Below are 14,293 nucleotides of genomic sequence, written 5' to 3'. Positions count from 1 at the left end.
GTAGAGACTCAGCAAGTGTACATTTGCGTTTTTTTTATGACAAGCAAGTTTGCAGAGTATTCGACATAGAATCAGCTATCCCAACTAATGAGGTGATGGTTTGTTTTTTAATATCAAAGAATTGCAGTATCATGCGAAACCGGATCGTCCGGACCCCGTATTCGCGAGAAAACTTCAGGAAGTCCTTGGGGGACAGTTTGGTGAGATCACTGTTGCTATGCAGTATTTATTCCAGGGCTGGAATGTACGCGGGGATGGAAAATATAAAGATTTACTTATGGACACGGGGACAGAAGAACTCGCCCATGTGGAGATGCTCGCTACAATGATTGCGCGTTTGTTGGATAATGCACCTCTGGCAACATTGGAGGAAGCCGCTAAAGATCCTGTCATCAACGCAATCCTCGGGGGGAGCAATCCCCAACATGCCATTGTGACTGGATTGGGAGCAGCACCAACAGATAGCAACGGTTATCCATGGAACGCCAAATATACAATTGCAAGCGGTAATCTGCTTGCTGACTTCAGACATAATCTGGCTGCGGAGTCTCAAGGGAGGTTGCAGGTTGCCAGACTGTATGGAATGACCAATGATCGCGGGGTCAGAGATATGCTATCCTGGTTACTTGCACGAGACACGATGCATCAAAATCAATGGATCGCAGCTATTCAGGAGCTGGAAGAAAAAGAGGGTGTTGTTGTTCCCACAACCTTCCCGAGAGAATTGGAGAAACAAGAGGTATCCTACGTGCTATTTAATTTCTCGCGAGGAGACGCAAGTGCAACTGGACGCTGGGCTCATGGACCAAGCATGGATGGCCAAGGTGTGTTTCAATATGTACAGCATCCCCAGCCGCTCGCAGCTGCACCCAAATTGCCTCCTGCACCTCCATACATTTATAATACACCGCCATATGCTCTCAGGAAGGAGAATGCGGAGAGCTTGCCGCCCATGGTTTAGCCGGTACCATTGAATGGTTAGTATGTATTCGGAACATGAACAGCGAGCAGGCATTCGAATTCCCCGAAAGCCTGCTCATCGTTGTAGGGTTCATGGTTATAGCGATATTGCTTTGTTTGCCATGGCTACATCGTTCGCCAGCAGCTTCGGAAGATCATAGGAAGGGTAGAATCCCTGTTCAAGCATAAAGTAAAACACTTTACCATGCAGTTGAATGGCGCCGTTTAATTGTTTTTGTAACGTTTCCCGCAGTTGGGGAGTAGCCGTCTCGGTGATTCCAATGGCATAGCTCCGAACGGACGTCTTAGCGAATCCGAGCAACTGGCCCGCGTAGAACGCGGTCATGTCCTGATCATTTCCGCTATTTCTGTTTCCTTGGGGGGCTAGCGGGAAATACTGAAGGAGCTCCTTCAGGTTCTGTTCGATGCTCATGATGGCTTCCTTGTACAAGGCTTGCAAAGTCGGGTTCTTCACATCGTTAATTACCATTTTGAAATGAGTCAACTGGTTGCTCTGAAATGCAGTTAATTCGTGGAGCTCGAGTGTCTCGTGCCATGCCAGATGCTGTTGCCGGTTAGCTTCATAAGTATACAACTAAAATCCCTCCTAAACGGTATGCATTAGCCTATGCAGGACATTAGCAAGGGTTACTGATCCGTTGAAATGCATAAAAAATTTAAACAACCTTCTGCATATCCTTGGTCCATAAAATCAATAATAAACTTCGGACTGCGCCCAAAAGCAGACAAATATGAGGAGGTAATTCTACATGCAATTGCAAAATCATCAAAACATTGAAACAGGAACGATCCCACCACAACTCAACCATGGCGGACATGAGATGTTTGATGTCCATGAGGTGCTTGCAGGAGCCATCAATACGTTAAATACCTATACGATGCTGAGTCAACATGTCCAAGATCCGGAACTGCGCGATATTTTGTTGCGTCAAAAGCAATTCATGTCCGAAGAGTACAACATTACGCTGGAATGCTTCAGAACAGGACAAGACCCATCCAAACCGACGCAAAGTTATAAGATGTCACAGGGCAACGACTTCACGTATGGCATGAAACCAAGCCAACCGAAGAAGCCAATGCTCTCTGCAACTGAAATTTGTGACCAAAGCATCTCTCTGAGCATGTTGAATGCAGTAAAATCGGGAGCAGTAATGAAAACAACGGCTGCGCTTGAATCAACAAACCCGGTGGTACGTCGTGTGCTGGCAGATTCACTGCCGAACTGTATCGAGATGGCGTATGAGATCTCCATTTATCAAAATAAAAATGGTTTCTATCAGGTGCCGCAACTGCCTCAGCAGGATATGCAGCAAATGCTGAACGGGTATGCGCCATCCATGATTGCATCACAAACAGCTGGAAACTTGCCACACTAATCTTTAACGTGTAGAACCAGACCCCATAGAGGACATCATTCATGTCTACTATGGGGTTTGTCATGCGCTTGTTCGTGTACATAAATATTAAATATTTTACTTAAGTAATATCCGATCAGAATTGAGCAATAAAAAAGAAACACCGGGCTGAACGTCCGATGTTCCTTTGAAGGGTTAGCTATTAAAGTTACAAAAAGATAAGCAATAAGGTTCCGGCAATAAAACAGTAGTACGAGAAATATTTCAAGTTCCCTTTAGCCATAATGCCCATGAACCATCTCATTGAGAAATACGTGACTACGAGTGTTGTTATGAAGGCAATCAGATAAGGAATGGCAAGCTCTGATCGATTGGGATCGTTTGCGATGTCGGATGCTCCCATGACCAGTCCACCCAAGCTTATCGGGATATAGAGCATAAAGGAAAATCTCAGGGCCGTTTCCTGTTTCATGCCGACCGCTATGGAAGCTATTACAGTTGCTCCGGAACGACTGATCCCGGGAATCAGCGCTACGGCTTGAGCCAGTCCAACCAGAATCGCATCTTTGGTAGACAAATCTCCATCACGTTTACGGCCGCGCAGATTACGAATGAGCCATAGGGCAACACCGGTTACTAATAGAGCAATGGAAACGGTATGTACGGAAGCGAAAACTTCTTCAATTCGATCCTTGAAAAACACTGCAGCGAGCGCTGCAGGAATTGTGCCAATAATGATGTATACCACAAACATAAATTCTGCCCTGTATTGTTGGTCCCGTGTACGAAGGTATTGAACTGCGCCAACAATCAGCTTTTTGATATCTTCACGAAAGATAAAAACAATAGCTATTAGCGAAGCTGTGTTGGTTAGAATTTCAAACGATAATCCATTTTGTTTCATGCCCATCAGCCGCTGTGCAATGATCAGGTGTCCGCTAGAAGAAACAGGGATTGGTTCTGTTGCTCCTTGGACCACACCCAAAAAGAAATACTTCAACCACAAAATAATGTCTTCCATCTTCTCCTCCTTGACGTTATTTCAAGAAAATATACATAGGTTTTCATTCTATCATGATCATAGCTTTTTCCCTTGTTGAGTTGCAAGTTTTAATATAACATGCACGAATTTACTTGAAATCATTGGTTGATTTTAAGGAAGGCCAAAGGCTATACTAGACCATATCTTTTGAATTGAGGTGAAATGAATGTCTTATCGTATCGTTCGAAGTAACTAGTTTTCGGGCCGGATCAAAACGCGTACCGGCTATCAAGGGGTTCGTCTGCCCATTTGATCGTATGAAACTGGAGACTTTGGATGGTGCCCAGGCAATCATTTTGTTCGCAGGCCAGGACACATCAGATCTATGGAACCTACAATGACCTTCTCATAGAGAAGGACTTGCACAGTTCCTTGACTGAATTTGTGCTGGCCTTTTTCTCATTTTAAAAGATAAAGGGGCAGGAGAACGGTGTTAAAACAATGTTTATTTCAATTAAAATGGTGGATTTTCCTATACATTGCCTTAGGCTGGGGCATTCAACTATTCAGCAGCCTAGGGATTTTCTTCTTCCAGAAGATATTGGATACGGCGATACAGGTTAATCGGATGGACGATATGATCCATATGATCATGATCTACGGAGCATTTCTGCTGGGGACGGTCATTCTGAACTACGTGGATGAGTACCCAAGCGTTTATCTGTCCAAGCGGTTGACCGAGCAATTAAAGATCATGGCACTGGCCAAAATAGCAAAAATCGATTATCAGGCATATCAAAACGTGGGAACTGGACAAATGATCAAAGTCATCGAAAATGGTGCAGAAGCAGGGAATGAGATCATTTATGGTTTTTACCTTAAAACATTGCATGAACTGCTGCCAACGATTTTGTTCAGTCTGCTGTTTATCAGCTTTTACGATCCACGGATTATGATCATTATTGCGGCTGGATATATCGTCGTTTTTGGAGTAACGAACCTGATCTTGAAATTTCTGTACCGAATGAAATCAACGATATTGAACGAACAGGAGTCCATCTCCAGATACTCTATACGCGGATTCATGGAACTGGTCGTATTTCGGACAAACAAGCGATATGAGAAGGAAATGGCGAAACTCAGCGCATCAGCACGGCTAATGATTAACAAAAGCGCACAGCTGCGGATGATTCATGAAGCTTTTTTTGCCATATTTGAGGTGTTTATCACCGTCATTAAGCTTGTAATCCTGTTCTTTGGGGTTAAGAGCGTTATTACAGGAGACTCCTCCATTGGTGTGATTGTGGCATTGTTTCTTTTCATAGAAAAGATTTACACACCTATCGCCATTTTCAATGTGCTGTTCGTGGATTATCGGTTGAATCAAGTGACCTATAAGCGGTTTGAAGCATTCATTCAAGCTCCGGAGGACCGCAACCTGGATCGTGGTCATGAAGTGATGGGGCTCAAGGGGAAGATGGAGTTTCGCGACGTATCATTCGGTTATGGAGGGGATAGTATCTTACATGATATCTCGCTGACCATTCCCCAAGGTTCCTCCGTTGCACTGGTTGGCATGAGTGGGAGCGGAAAATCAACGTTGATCAAGCTGTTAACCGGCCTGTTAAAAAAGAACACCGGCAAGCTGCTGGTGGATGGCGTTGATATCGACGAACTGAAGCTGAATAGCTACTATGACCATATCTCATATTTGTCACAGGAGACGCCAATCTTCGATGCGACCATCCGGGACAATGTTTGCTTTGATCAATCGATTTCGGATGAAGCTATCTACGAATTGTTGGATAAAGTTCATCTTAAAAATACCATTCTGAAATGGCCGGAGGGATTAAACACACTTGTTGGCGAGAAAGGGTTAAAGTTATCCGGCGGGGAACGTCAGCGGCTTGCCTTTGCCCGAATCCTGTTACAGCGCAGAAACGTGTTGATTCTGGACGAACCGGTGTCGGCTCTGGACAATATTACGGAGAAAAGCATCATGGAAACGATTCTGAAAGAGTTCAGTGGCAAAACGGTCATTATCGTCGCACATCGATTGAACTTCATCCGGCAGGTCGACCAGATCGTGGTTATGGACCAAGGAAAAATTGTCGGTCATGGACCTTTCGACAAATTGATTCAGAACTGCGAACCATTCCGTGAGCTGTGGCTAAGAAAGGACGTGGAGCAAGCTTTGCAGCCGATTGAATGAGGGTGATCGGAAGATCCATTTCATGTATAGCTCGTATAGTTTCAGAACAGATGAGAAGATACAAACAACAAAAAAAGGATTTCCGTCATTGGACGGAAGTCCTTTTTTATTTTACTGCTTAATCCATATCCTGGAAATGTCCATAAAACCGAAGTCCGATGTCTGCAGACCTGAAAGGCTCTGATTGAGCTGAGCCCTTTTGTTCACATGAGCCCCATGCAATAACCAGTAATTACGGCGTAGTAAATCCTCAGCTTCATCCAGCAGGCTTATTCGAGCAGGTTCATCCAGCTGTGCAAAAGGCTCCAGCTTATCATCCAATAGGGACATCTGCTCATGTGACATGCAGACATTGAACTGATTGGACGACGTCTTGAAATAGTGAATCATGCCGTATTGCCAATCCTGCTCCAGAATCTCCTCGGCCATGATCAAATCCGCAAATGATGTCTCTTCAGGTTGGAGGTTGTCGATGGAAGCAGCCACCTCAATGTGCAGTCCAATTGCTGCTGCACGTTGCTGTATCCAATGCGCAACACGCATATCCTTGTTAACGGTACAAGACAGAATCAAGGTCTCGCCATGATAACCGCTGCTGTCCAGCAATTCACGTGCATGGTCAAGCGATGCTTCCGACCAATGCTGCTGTGCACTTCTCCATGGAAGGAAGCTGCTAGCGGGGGTAATCAGATTATCGCCCAGTTCAGCGACCAGAGCTGCAGAGTCATACACCATTCTCAGTGCTTGCCGAAAATGGGGATGATGGTGGATGCCAGGCTTCTGGAAGTTAAACAACAAATACTGGCATCCGAGTGCAGGATAATCAATATCTTTCGTCGCTTCATCATTTGAAGGTTTATTCAAGCGTTCGGTTCCTTGCAATTCGTAATGTCGGTATTGGCTCCCCAAGTCCGGTACAAACCAGATATATACCTGATCGAGGAGGGGACGAAGTCCATAATAGCTGTCAAATGCACGAAGTACGAGCACTTCATTATTTAGTTCACTAATCTGGAATGGACCTGTACCGATCAGTTGATTGGAACTGTCAACATCATAGGGGAGAATTGTCATGGGAATGCAGCTGAACAGGTGCAGAAAAAAACGATTGGGTCGATGGAGATAAAAACGAATGCAGTAGTCACCCTCTAATTCGGTGTGCTCGATATCCCGGTACAGCCATAGCGAAGGACTTTGGACATCATGCAGACGCTGCCACGTTGACTGCACATCTGCTGAAGTCATGACGCGTCCGTGATGGAACCTGACACCCTTACGCAGATAAAAGACCCATATCTTGTGATCCTCACTGCATTCCCACGCGTGTGCAAGGCTTGGCTGAAATGTCCCGGACTGAGCATCGAAGGTAAGTAATGTGTTGCATATCTGCCCAAGCAGATAAGTCTCAAAAGCCGTATAGACTGAAGCCGGATCCAGGTCCCCCAGACGGCGCGAACGCATCATTCGAAGTACATCCTGACCCGAGCTTGTTTCCGTATGGCTGTGAAAACCCATCTCCTGGTTCAACAAATGCAGCAATCTTTGCCTGATCACACCATTCATATCCCAAGATTCCAACGTACCGATGAGTTCGACAGCTTCATTCATTTTGCCATTGCTTATTAAGCCAAAAAAGTGATCCTCCATTACTTCGTCCATACTCTTTAGAAGTGTCAATTTGGAATGATGTCCCCTGCCGATCCCCGGCTGCCAACGAATGAAGCCGGCAGCCTCCAGCTTACGCAATATAAATTTGACATTCCGTGGAGTACAAAATAGCGCGTTCGAGAGGATTTCTATGGTTATCGCAGCAGGTTCATTCACTTTAAGGGACAGCTGCTCTGATGTGACAAGCCGAAGGTAGTGTGTGATGGATGTATCCATAGGTCTGCTCCTTTATAAAAGGTGAAATGTAAAATGAATTGCTTACACTTTTATTTCCCCCTTTGATCCTTACAATTATAACTAATGAAAGTGACATGCGCAGTCCTTTTTTAATCACCCGGAATAGGAGATATACCTTATGAAGCAGCTTCTTCGGCAAATACACCCTTTGGCGTGGACCATCATTATCGGTACCATGTTCGGACGTCTGGTGACATCCATGAGCATTCCGTTCTTATCCATCTATCTAACTCGCGTATTGGAGGCTTCACCGACAGAAACGGGCCTAACCGTTGCAGTAAGCTCTCTGGCTGGCGTACTCATTAGCTTCTACGGAGGATACATCTCGGATCGGATAGGTCGTCCAATTGTCATGCTGGTCTCGGTGTTTAGCTGGGCAGGCGTTTTTTTCATCTTTTCATCGGCGCAGCATTTATGGGTATTTTTCATTGCCAACACACTAAATGGCTTATGCCGTGCTTTTTTTGAGCCGACTTCACGCGCTTTATTGTCGGATATTACTCCTTCACAGCACAAGCTGCTCGTTTATAATCTGCGCTATGCCGCGATTAATCTTGGTGTTGTTTTTGGCCCAATAATCGGACTTTACCTTGGATCGGCTGAATCGACATTTCCGTTTATCCTAGCAGGCATGGTATATGTGATGTACGGCATGGTCTTGTTGTTTCAGTTTAGAGTTAGGCGTACCGATCTCCCTAAGCCAGTCCACACTCTTGCACCAAGCCTGAGAGCCGCTCTGAGTACAACCACCAGAGACCGGGTATTCCTGATGGTCCTCATTGGAACCACCTTTTGTGAACTGGGCTTTGGACATTTTGGTTCAACATTAGCTCAGTATCTGACCTTGAATCCGAATATAGAGGACGGAAGCCGAATTTTCTCCTACATGTTCTCCCTTAACGCCATGACCGTGCTCCTCGTCCAATACCCGATTGTGCGGATGGCCAGGCACTATTCACCAATTGCCTCGCTTATTCTTGGTAATATGCTTATCGCCGGAAGCTTGCTGATGTTCGGATGGGCGGACGGTCTGGTGCTGCTATTCATTAGCGTTATCCTATTTACCATTGGAGAAGTGCTGCTGTTTACCATGATGGACTTGTTCATTGACCGGATTGCTAAACCGGAGAATAAAGGGATCTATTTTGGAACCATTGGCTTTAATCATTTGGGCAGTGTGATAGCACCTGTGTTTGGAGGTCTGCTTCTTGGCCATTTTGGGGCAGCGAATGGGGTGCTCGTCTTTGTTCCGCTGGCACTTGCAACAGCGCTGGGTCTCCCTTTTCTATGGAAGGCACGTCAACATCAAATTTCGAGGGAACGTCAAGAAAAAGTGTTTCAAGCGAGTGCTTAATAAGGTAATGGAAGGTGCGCCTGTTGACAGTTATAAGTACATGGTTGAGACGAAACATTTTTGATTGAAAGAGGGATTATTGTAAATGATAAACATATTCCGGATGAATCCCGTAAGAAAAAACACAAATTCATCACTCACCAAAAATTGGTCGGGTAGTGGAATGAACGAAAGGACGAGTGCGCTTTACAACGCTAAATAAAGAGTGAATGCGAAAAGAACCTTCATCAGTTACACGGGAAGCATCCTATTGGAAAAGAAATCGATACTTAAAATTTAAAATGTTTATTTTCACAAAAACAATATGACTGTATAATGAGCAATACGTCTGAAAAAAGTGTAACACAGTTAACGTAGTAGACCGAGAAGGGGAGGACATATGAAAACAACAAAGGTCTCGTTTTTTGTACTTTCGCTAGTGCTGCTCTTGGTAACCGGACTATCCGGTTGGGCGGGGGCTGCTGATGCAGAGTCCAACACCAGCAAAACCTATGTCATCGGCACAGACATTACCTTTGCTCCGTTTGAATTTCAGGATGTGAATGGTAATTTTGTCGGAATCGACATGGATTTGCTCGATGCCATTGCCAAAGATCAAAATTTTAAGTATGAAATTAAAGCTCTCGGATTCAACGCCGCCGTGCAGGCACTTGAGGCAAATCAGGTCGATGGTGTTATTGCGGGAATGAGTATTACCGATGAGAGAAAGCAAAAGTTTGATTTTTCTGAATCATATTTCGAATCAGGCGTGGTTATGGGCGTTAGTGCCAATAACGATACCGTAAAAAGTTACGAGGACCTCAGAGGTAAAAAAGTTGCTGTGAAAACGGGAACAGAGGGATACACTTTTGCAGAGTCTGTGGCCTCGAAGTATGGCTTCACAATTGTTCCATTTGATGATTCCTCACAAATGTATGATGATGTAAAAACCGGTAACTCTGTCGCCTGTTTTGAAGATTTTCCCGTACTTGCTTATGGGGTGAAACAGAATAATGGCTTGAAGATTGTTACCGAAAAAGAAGAAGGAGGTTCCTATGGGTTCGCCGTAAGCAAAGGCAAGAATCAGGAACTTCTGCAAATGTTCAATGATGGACTAACAAATATCAAGGCAAACGGAGAGTATAAACGCATTACTGAGACATATATTGGTGAAAATGCTTCGACAACTGCCGATATGGGGCGCTGGGAGTTGGTTCAGAAATCCCTGCCATCCCTGATCAAAGGTCTAGGTAACACGCTCTTATACACCATTGTTTCATTGTTTTTTGCCTTTATTCTGGGTTTGGTCTTCGGATTTATGAAAGTGGGACATAATAAATTCCTTCGCGGTGTTGCCACCGTATTTGTGGATGTATTCCGCGGTGTTCCGTTGATTGTCCTGGCTTTCTTTATCTACTTCGGGATTCCGCAGGCGCTGGGCTTTACTATGCCTCTGTTCCTGGCAGCCATTCTGACGCTAAGTTTGAATGCCGGAGCATATGTTACCGAAATTATTCGCGGGGGGATTCAATCGATTGATCGTGGACAGATGGAAGCTGCCCGTTCACTGGGTCTGCCTTACCGCAAAGCGATGATGAAGATCGTTATCCCTCAGGCCATCCGGATTATGATTCCTTCATTCATCAATCAGATGGTCATTACACTGAAGGATACGTCGATCTTGTCTGTCATTGGTCTGGTGGAGTTGACGCAATCGGGTAAAATTGTCATCGCAAGAACGTTCGCCTCTTTTGACATCTGGTTAACTGTTGCGATCATGTATCTGATTGTCATCATTGCATTGACTAAAATCGCTGACCATCTGGAGGTGAGAGTTCGCCGTGGGTAAAATTAAGGTTGAAGGATTGAAGAAAAGTTTTGGCTCGAATCAGGTTCTAAAAGGTATTGATATGACGGTCTCCGAGGGTGAAGTGGTCTGTGTCATCGGCCCGTCCGGTTCGGGGAAAAGTACGTTTCTGCGCTGTATAAACCAATTGGAAGAGATCACTGCAGGCCGGGTTATCGTTGATGACCAGGATCTGAATGATCCGAAAACCAATATCAATAAAGCTCGTGAAAATATTGGCATGGTATTTCAGCACTTTAACTTGTTTCCACATTTCAACGTGCTCAAAAATATCATGTTCGCACCAAGAGAGCTTGGTAAGTTGAACGAGCAGCAAGCTCGGGAAACCGCGCTGCGCTTGCTTGAGCGGGTAGGCTTGTCGGATAAGGCGGACAGTTACCCTAACAAGCTTTCGGGTGGTCAAAAACAACGGGTCGCCATTGCTCGCGCGCTTGCGATGAATCCAGACGTCATGTTATTTGATGAACCGACTTCCGCGCTGGATCCCGAGATGGTTGGTGAGGTTCTGGGTGTAATGAAGGACCTCGCAAGCGAGGGAATGACGATGATGATCGTAACCCACGAGATGGGATTTGCCCGTGAAGTTGCAGATCGGGTGATCTTCATGGATGGCGGATATATCATCGAGCAGGGTACACCTGCAGAAATCTTCGGTAATCCGAAGCATGAACGCACCATCAGCTTTTTGGAAAAAGTACTTTAATATTTGGCGGAAAAACCTTCAAGACACGGTGCTTGAAGGTTTTTTTGTTATATATAAATCAGAAAATGGGAGGTTAAATATGGTAATGTTAGTATAGTTTTATTTTTCTAATAAGTTGTTTTAAATAACAAGGGGGTTCGGAGATAATGAAACTTCAAATAAAAAGACGGATTGGGATACCTTTAGTTGTGATTATTCTCTTGATCTCCTCATTTTTATCTTATGTCTATCTTAACGATAGACCGGGTGGATTTTCAGATCAACGGATGTCTAGATTGCTGGGAATGGATGAGACCATACATATCCCTACTGGGATAACTCCGGAAATAGCGATTCAAAAGTATAGAACAGAACAGTTACCATCACAAATTATCCATGAAGAGCCAGTGGAAGGCGGTATGATTGTATTTACACAAAGAGCAAGCTCGGAATCCAGCAACCTTCAGATAGAATATGTACGAAAGAGGATTTTCGGTTGGAAATGGGGATGGGGTGGAGGATACGGGATTAGTAAATCTTCTTCAAATTTACCCGCAATGGACTATATGAGTATGCCTCGCTTGGAGCATATCGAATCTCCTTTTCCCATCATATTCGGAAATGTACTGAACCCTGCAATCAAGCGGATAACGGTCGAAACGAAGGGAAATGGAGCACAGATTTCTACTGAAGCTAAATTGGTTGAGGTGGGGGCTGAAAGAAACATATGGTTTGTATTGCTTCCCTCGACTGCAAGCACTCCACTCAACATAAAGGCATTGAACGAGGAAGGAATTCTTATTGCAAGTAAGGAGATTGAGGATCCAAACGACATCGGATCTCTACTGATGGAAGACTGATTACACTCAGCCTGTTAAGAAATGCAACTCAAACAAAAGCATAACTGCTGCGTATCTTAGGTCGCCTCATATGGCGGCCTTTTTGATGATTATACCCGTACCAACCGATTCTCCACCGAATGAACCGATCCTGCAAAAGCTTGCTGTGTAAGCGATTGGTTCATGATTTGGCCGATTGCACGATTGTTGATCATGCTGCTCGCCCATATGATGTGAACAGAGGATCCTGCTCATCATTCACACTATTAACTGCTAAAGGGGGCCCAAGATCGTATGGCTGAGCTCACGGAAACACCTGCACGGCAACCCGGAGTTACAGTGGGCAAACGAGTCAAAAAAGGGTATTTGCGAAACATGAGGAAACATTGGATGCTGTATGTCATGATCTTACCCGGTATTTTGTTTTACATTATTTTTAAGTATATCCCTTTGGGAGGAAGCGTCATTGCATTTCAGAATTTTCAGATCATGAAAGGGATCTGGAGCAGCCCATGGGTGGGCCTGGATAACTTTAAGTTTATTTTTACGTATCAGGACTTCTATAATGTACTTCGAAACACAGCTCTGATTGCGTTCTACAAGCTGGTCGTCGGATTTCCAGCTCCCATCCTGCTTGCGCTGCTGTTTAATGAGGTACGGAAGATGCTGGCCAAACGTTTCCTGCAAAGTCTGTTTTATTTACCACATTTCCTCTCTTGGGTCGTTGTAGGTGGAATCGTCTTTGAAGTTCTTGCCTCGGGTGGTTTTGTGAACGCTGTCCGTGGATGGTTTGGCTTCGAGCCCATTCTGTATATGCAGCAGGAGCAATATTTCCGGCCCATTGTTGTCTTGTCTTCCATATGGAAGGAAGTCGGGTGGGGGACCATTATTTATCTTGCAGCCATCAGCGGCGTTGATCCAACCCAATATGAAGCTGCCGTCATGGACGGAGCTAATAAGTGGAAACAGGCGATTTATATTACGCTGCCCGCGTTGTTCCCAACCATCCTGATTCTGTTCCTGCTGAATATCGGCAATTTCCTGGAGCTTGGTTTCGATCAGGTGTATAACCTGTTGACCCCAATGACCTATTCGGTAGGGGATATTATTGAGACATACGTATACCGCTCTGGTGTGCTGCAGGGGCAGTATAGTGTCACGACAGCCATTGGACTGTTCCAATCCGTCATCGGGTTTATCCTGCTCTGGGTCTTCAATCGATTGGCCAAAAAGACAGGGGAGGGGTTGTGGTGATGAAACAAACCTTTGGTGAAAAATGCTTTCAAGTCGCCAACTATGTGTTCTTGACAGCTGCAGCCTTAACCATGATCCTGCCATTGCTACATCTGCTCGCGGTATCCCTGAGTTCGCCGGTTGCCGCCGATTCCAAGGAAGTTTTTCTGTGGCCGGTCGGCTTTACGATGGCTTCCTGGAAACATATTTTACAGAGTTCGGGACTTTGGCAATCGTTTGGTGTAACCGTATTCATAACGGTAGCAGGGACAGCGCTGAGTATGCTCTTTTCCGTGCTGACCGCCTTTCCGTTATCACGCAAAGAATTTCTAATCCGCAAACAGGTCATGCTCGGAATTGTCATCACGATGATCTTCAATGCACCGATGATTCCCTTCTTCCTGACGGTCAGAGAGCTGGGTATGATGAACTCCATATGGGCACTGATTATTCCGGGGGTCATCGGTACGTTCAACATGGTCATTTTGCGCACGTTCTTCATGAACTTGCCGAAGGAATTGGATGATACTGCCCGGATTGATGGCTGCCACGATTTTCGAATCCTGTTCCAGATCTATCTGCCGCTGTCCAAACCGGTTCTTGCCACAGTCAGCCTGTTCTATGCCGTAGGATACTGGAATACGTTCCAACGCGCCGTACTCTTCGTTCGGGATCCTGATCTATGGCCGCTTCAAATGAAGCTGCGTGCCTATTTGACCAGTCCGGAAGAACTGGCTCAGGTCAATATGTTCCTTGATGATTACGACTTCAACACCACCACATTGAAAGCAGCAACGATTCTTTTTGCAAGCGTTCCCATTATATTGGTGTATCCTTATTTACAGAAATATTTTGTCAAAGGTTCGCTGCTTGGATCGCTGAAAGAATAAATCATGATCAAGGG

Annotated in this window: 12 protein-coding genes; 9 read left to right on the top strand and 3 right to left on the bottom strand. The window is 45.1% G+C overall.

The annotated features are described in order from the left end of the window. Positions 1 to 100: 100 nt before the first annotated feature. Positions 101 to 961 (top strand): manganese catalase, encoded by an 861-nt coding sequence (locus tag CHI14_RS04935; RefSeq protein ID WP_095287300.1) that lies wholly within the window; start codon positions 101 to 103, stop codon positions 959 to 961. Positions 962 to 1,057: 96 nt separating this feature from the next. Here the strand turns inward: CHI14_RS04935 and CHI14_RS04930 are convergent, their stop codons facing one another. Next, positions 1,058 to 1,555: a spore coat protein gene (locus CHI14_RS04930; RefSeq protein WP_249281001.1), complete on the bottom strand. Its 498-nt coding sequence runs from the start codon at positions 1,553 to 1,555 to the stop codon at positions 1,058 to 1,060. Between the two features lie 175 nt (positions 1,556 to 1,730). Between CHI14_RS04930 and CHI14_RS04925 the strand changes: the two genes are divergently transcribed. Next, entirely contained in the window at positions 1,731 to 2,357 is a 627-nt protein-coding gene (locus tag CHI14_RS04925; protein ID WP_095287299.1) for a spore coat protein, read from the top strand. 187 nt (positions 2,358 to 2,544) lie between these two features. Here the strand turns inward: CHI14_RS04925 and CHI14_RS04920 are convergent, their stop codons facing one another. Beyond that, entirely contained in the window at positions 2,545 to 3,357 is an 813-nt protein-coding gene (locus CHI14_RS04920; protein WP_095287298.1) for an undecaprenyl-diphosphate phosphatase, read from the bottom strand. A 451-nt stretch (positions 3,358 to 3,808) separates the two neighbouring features. On the opposite strand from CHI14_RS04920, the gene CHI14_RS04915 reads away from it, so the two are divergent. Further along, positions 3,809 to 5,530 carry an ABC transporter ATP-binding protein gene (locus tag CHI14_RS04915; protein ID WP_095287297.1) on the top strand — a complete coding sequence of 574 codons (1,722 nt, stop codon included), beginning with the start codon at positions 3,809 to 3,811 and terminating at the stop codon, positions 5,528 to 5,530. A 111-nt stretch (positions 5,531 to 5,641) separates the two neighbouring features. On the opposite strand, the gene CHI14_RS04910 is transcribed toward CHI14_RS04915, so the two are convergent. Then, a complete protein-coding gene (locus tag CHI14_RS04910; protein ID WP_095287296.1) occupies positions 5,642 to 7,414 on the bottom strand; it encodes an ABC transporter substrate-binding protein in 1,773 nt (590 codons plus the stop codon). 139 nt (positions 7,415 to 7,553) lie between these two features. Between CHI14_RS04910 and CHI14_RS04905 the strand changes: the two genes are divergently transcribed. The 6 genes from CHI14_RS04905 (at position 7,554) to CHI14_RS04880 (ending at position 14,279) form a co-directional block, all read left to right on the top strand. Next, positions 7,554 to 8,789, top strand: coding sequence for an MDR family MFS transporter (locus tag CHI14_RS04905; protein WP_095287295.1), 1,236 nt, complete (start codon positions 7,554 to 7,556; stop codon positions 8,787 to 8,789). 379 nt (positions 8,790 to 9,168) lie between these two features. Beyond that, positions 9,169 to 10,617 carry an amino acid ABC transporter substrate-binding protein/permease gene (locus CHI14_RS04900; protein ID WP_095287294.1) on the top strand — a complete coding sequence of 483 codons (1,449 nt, stop codon included), beginning with the start codon at positions 9,169 to 9,171 and terminating at the stop codon, positions 10,615 to 10,617. Next, on the top strand, positions 10,610 to 11,338 hold the full coding sequence (locus CHI14_RS04895; RefSeq protein ID WP_095287293.1) for an amino acid ABC transporter ATP-binding protein: 729 nt from the start codon (positions 10,610 to 10,612) through the stop codon (positions 11,336 to 11,338). The genes CHI14_RS04900 and CHI14_RS04895 overlap by 8 nt, the downstream gene beginning before the upstream one ends. Positions 11,339 to 11,484: 146 nt before the next feature. Further along, positions 11,485 to 12,177 carry a hypothetical protein gene (locus tag CHI14_RS04890; RefSeq protein WP_095287292.1) on the top strand — a complete coding sequence of 231 codons (693 nt, stop codon included), beginning with the start codon at positions 11,485 to 11,487 and terminating at the stop codon, positions 12,175 to 12,177. A gap of 273 nt (positions 12,178 to 12,450) precedes the next feature. Further along, positions 12,451 to 13,410 carry an ABC transporter permease gene (locus CHI14_RS04885; RefSeq protein WP_095287291.1) on the top strand — a complete coding sequence of 320 codons (960 nt, stop codon included), beginning with the start codon at positions 12,451 to 12,453 and terminating at the stop codon, positions 13,408 to 13,410. After that, positions 13,410 to 14,279 carry a carbohydrate ABC transporter permease gene (locus CHI14_RS04880; protein WP_095287290.1) on the top strand — a complete coding sequence of 290 codons (870 nt, stop codon included), beginning with the start codon at positions 13,410 to 13,412 and terminating at the stop codon, positions 14,277 to 14,279. Before CHI14_RS04885 ends, CHI14_RS04880 begins: the two co-directional genes overlap by 1 nt. Positions 14,280 to 14,293 lie beyond the last annotated feature (14 nt).

The sequence above is a fragment of the Paenibacillus sp. 7516 genome (assembly GCF_002272715.1).
GTDB lineage: Bacteria > Bacillota > Bacilli > Paenibacillales > Paenibacillaceae > Paenibacillus > Paenibacillus illinoisensis_A.
The sequence above is the reverse complement of the archived record's forward strand: the minus strand, read 5'-3'. Positions and strand labels throughout refer to the sequence as shown.

Bases quoted from the DNA above. Each gene is read 5' to 3' on its own strand.
- CHI14_RS04925 (WP_095287299.1), top strand. From the start codon at position 1,731: ATGCAATTGCAAAATCATCAAAACATTGAAACAGGAACGATCCCACCA.
- CHI14_RS04920 (WP_095287298.1), bottom strand. From the start codon at position 3,357: ATGGAAGACATTATTTTGTGGTTGAAGTATTTCTTTTTGGGTGTGGTC.
- CHI14_RS04910 (WP_095287296.1), bottom strand. From the start codon at position 7,414: ATGGATACATCCATCACACACTACCTTCGGCTTGTCACATCAGAGCAG.
- CHI14_RS04905 (WP_095287295.1), top strand. From the start codon at position 7,554: ATGAAGCAGCTTCTTCGGCAAATACACCCTTTGGCGTGGACCATCATT.
- CHI14_RS04900 (WP_095287294.1), top strand. From the start codon at position 9,169: ATGAAAACAACAAAGGTCTCGTTTTTTGTACTTTCGCTAGTGCTGCTC.
- CHI14_RS04890 (WP_095287292.1), top strand. From the start codon at position 11,485: ATGAAACTTCAAATAAAAAGACGGATTGGGATACCTTTAGTTGTGATT.
- CHI14_RS04885 (WP_095287291.1), top strand. From the start codon at position 12,451: ATGGCTGAGCTCACGGAAACACCTGCACGGCAACCCGGAGTTACAGTG.
- CHI14_RS04880 (WP_095287290.1), top strand. From the start codon at position 13,410: ATGAAACAAACCTTTGGTGAAAAATGCTTTCAAGTCGCCAACTATGTG.